Source organism: Bradyrhizobium sp. (assembly GCF_019244115.1).
GTDB lineage: Bacteria > Pseudomonadota > Alphaproteobacteria > Rhizobiales > Xanthobacteraceae > Bradyrhizobium.
Genome location: NZ_JAFATE010000889.1, coordinates 1 through 3,401, shown reverse-complemented (window position 1 = coordinate 3,401; position 3,401 = coordinate 1). Strand labels below are relative to the sequence as shown.

Here is a 3,401-nt window from a genome sequence, read left to right as displayed (position 1 = left end):
CGCGGCAGAATAGGTAGGCGGCCCGCGGACGACAACGGAACCTTGCCAGTTCTCCCCTCTCCTTCTGCGTCCTTGGGCGGCGCTAGGTGCCGATCCGTGGCGCGTAGGGCAGGTTTTGGCGATCTCGCGGCACATTGCGCCCGAGCTTTGCATCGATCATGTCCCTCCTAGGAAACAGAGGGCGCAGGGAAGGCCGGGTGCCCGCTTGCACCCGCGGCCCCCGTGCATAAAAAAAGCACGGGGAAGGAACCACAGGTGTAGGCGGAATCATCCGGCCTTCCCTGCGCGATGGTGTTACAGTTTATACGCGCTCTCCCCGGGGCCCGGGCTCTCTTGCCCCCGTCGCGCGCAGATCGTTCTGCGCGTTTGACACCAGCGTCGGGGTGTCAGGACCACACGACTTCACTGTCCGCGTCAGCGGCGTTCGTCCGCACCGCAATCGTGCGCGTTGCCAACGCGTCCATCGCATCCCGCTTCCAACGTTCGTGACGATCGCGAAACGCCCCTCGTGTGGAGGCGGGACGACAGGAGAGAAACATGTATTTCTGAAAAACGCAAGCAAAATCTTTTTGCGCCGATGGACTTGGGCGTTTGCCCTTGAAGGCGCTGACTAATTTCTGGTTTTCGTACAGGGAGCTCCTCGCGCCTGAGCCCCTGCAGATGAAGCGTTCAAGCCGGAATCAGTCTGTCGGGACGAATCAACCGCAGCCACGGATTCTATGCATCAGCAAAGCCCAGACATGAAGTGTCACGCGATTTGAATCGCATTCCGGCAGCGGCCCGTCTATCCTGCGCCGATGTCGCGCATTCTCAAAATATCGGGCGCTGTTCTCCTGGCGCTGCTGCCGGCCATCGCGTTATCCGCACCCGTTCACAAGCGGCACATCGCCCGCTGGCACGGTTACGGCTTCCTGCCCGGCTATCATCAGCCGCCGAACGAGCATATTCCCGTCTTCGGTGCGAAGGGCGCCATTACCGGCGAGCCGGACTATACGCCGCAGTACTGGAACGGCGAGTGGCACTATTTCGGCCGCCCCCGGTTCTTGCACGGCCGCTACAATGGCGGCAGCTTTGGTCCGTGCTGGACCTATACGCCGATCGGCCTGATGTGGACCTGCGGATAGAACCCGGACATCGCTTCGCTCATCCGGGCTACGCGTTGAGCGATCCCGTAGCCCGCATGAGCGAAGCGACATGCGGGATGCTCACCAGAGAGACCGGCCCGGATGTCGCTTCGCTCATCCGGGCTACGCATTGCGGCTGTCCGCAGGTCAGCATCCCATCGCTTCGGCGATGCCGCCAAAATCCTTGGCGATGATGTCCCAGTCGCCCTTGGCCTCGAAGTCGTACTTTTGCAACGGGCCGTATTCGGTCGGGCGCGCGACGAAGGCGGTCTTCAGGCCGAGCTTTTGCGCCGCCTTCAGATCGTGATTGTGCGCGGCCACCATCATCACCTCACCCGGCGGCAGGCACAGCAGTCGCGCTGCGCCGAGATAGGTCTCGGGATCCGGCTTGTAGTGCTCAAAAAGCTCCGCCGACATGACAAGGTCCCAAGGCAGGCCGGCGAACTTCGCCATGTTGGTCAGGAGGGCGACATTGCCGTTGGAGAGCGGCGAGATGATGTATTTGGTTTTCAGCCGCGCCAGGCCGGCGACGCTGTCCGGCCATGGATGCAGGCGGTGCCAGCCCATCGTCAGATGATGCAGGTCGGCGTCGGTCAGGCCGGAAATGCCGAGCTGCGCGACCAGCTTCTCCAGGGAGCGCCGGTGCAGCACGTCGAGGATGACATAGCCGCGCTCGGGATTCTTGCGCACCTCATCCATCGAAGCGGCATAGACTGCGCGCCAGCCGTCGACCAGAGCGGTCCAGTCGGCCGCAATGCCGCGCGTGCTGCCCCATTCTGCAAAATCGTTGATCAGGCTGGTGCGCCAATCGACCACGGTGCCGAACACGTCGAACACCAGGGCCTTCACCGCGGGCATGTCGGATGGCATGGTTCTTGTTCCCTTGCTGTTTTGGCCGACCATGGCACGTCCGTGCTATTTCGTAAAATGGTGGCCCGCGCCAATATCAACCAATGCGGAACAGTGTTCCGGCGTCCGCTGCCGGACGCGATGACACGCATAAAATTGTCCGCATCGTGAGCGCGCCATGACTCTGCCGATCGCGTTCGTCCTGTTGCAGGAGCCGGCCGTACCCGACCTGTCGGCGCTGATCGAGGCGCTGCGGCAACGGCATCCCGATCTGTCGTGGACTGCGGGTACGCCGGGCCCGAATCGGCCCCGATCGCGCTTCATTCTCTGCGGCAAGCGGATCGTGATCCTGATGCCGGTGGAGGCGCCACTGGCGGCGCCCGACGAGGAGATGTGGGTCCGCGCGGCGACGGCCTGGCCCGAGGCGCATGAGACTGCCGCGCTCCACCGTGCTCACGTGATCGTCTCGGTGATGGGCGACAGCGAAGGCAAGCTCGAGGATGCCAAGATCGTCACCGCAGTGGTCGGCGGGCTCATCTCCATCACAGCACAAGCCTGCGGCGTGGTGTTTTGCGGCAGGGTGGCCCGCTCGTCGCAGATCTGGCTCGAGCTGTCCGCAAGGGCGTTTGCGCCCTACCCGGATTATCCGTTCATGCTGTGGATCGACATCGTGCCGTTCGAGTCGAGCCCGCAATCGGTCGGCGCGCTCACCTACGGGCTCTCCCGCTTCACCGGCCGCGAGATCGAGTTTCAGGTGCCCGGCCTGTCCGGCCCGACGCTGCTTGACCGCGTTGCCGGGCTTGCCGGCGACATGCTCGAACGCGGCGATCGGATCGACGACGGCGACACCAGCGAAGCCTCCGAGCCGGAGCAGATCAGCATGAAGCACCGCATATCGCACCTCAACGGCGCGCCAGTGTTGCGGGTCGGCTCCGATCCGACGCCGATGGACCGTGGCTAAATGACGGTGTCGATCAATCGAGATGGAACTTCTCGAACTGGCGGTGCTCGGCCTTGATATAGCGGACGGTACCAGTAACGGAGCGCATCACCACCGTTTCGGTCTCGATCACGTCCTTCCTGGTGAACTTGACGCCCGACAGCAGCGAGCCCGTGGTGACGCCGGTCGCAGCGAACAGACAGTCGCCGCGCGCCATGTCCTCGATGCCATAGATCATCTTGGGATCGTGGATCCCCATCTTGTGCGCACGCTCGCGCTTCTCCTCGGTATCGAGGATAAGGCGGCACTGCATCTGTCCGCCGATGCAGCGCAGCGCCACAGCGGCGAGCACGCCCTCGGGCGCGCCGCCGATGCCGAGATACATGTCGACGCCGGTGTTGTCGGGATCGGCGCAATGGATCACGCCGGCGACGTCGCCATCGGTGATCAGGCGCACCGCGGCGCCGGTCGAGCGCACACCCTGGATG

4 protein-coding genes are annotated in these 3,401 nt (G+C 63.7%); 2 read left to right on the top strand and 2 right to left on the bottom strand.

All coding sequences use genetic code 11. The features are described 5' to 3' along the window. The first annotated feature begins 797 nt into the window (after positions 1 to 797). Positions 798 to 1,124, top strand: coding sequence for a hypothetical protein (locus tag JOZ76_RS37200; protein ID WP_291706349.1), 327 nt, complete (start codon positions 798 to 800; stop codon positions 1,122 to 1,124). 147 nt (positions 1,125 to 1,271) lie between these two features. Here the strand turns inward: JOZ76_RS37200 and JOZ76_RS37195 are convergent, their stop codons facing one another. Next, a complete protein-coding gene (locus JOZ76_RS37195; protein ID WP_291706348.1) occupies positions 1,272 to 1,994 on the bottom strand; it encodes a haloacid dehalogenase type II in 723 nt (240 codons plus the stop codon). A 157-nt stretch (positions 1,995 to 2,151) separates the two neighbouring features. Between JOZ76_RS37195 and JOZ76_RS37190 the strand changes: the two genes are divergently transcribed. Next, positions 2,152 to 2,934: a hypothetical protein gene (locus JOZ76_RS37190; protein WP_291706347.1), complete on the top strand. Its 783-nt coding sequence runs from the start codon at positions 2,152 to 2,154 to the stop codon at positions 2,932 to 2,934. A 13-nt stretch (positions 2,935 to 2,947) separates the two neighbouring features. Here JOZ76_RS37190 and JOZ76_RS37185 read toward each other — a convergent pair. Then, positions 2,948 to 3,401: fructose-bisphosphatase class II (locus JOZ76_RS37185; RefSeq protein WP_291706346.1), on the bottom strand; the 454-nt coding region annotated here is incomplete at its 5' end.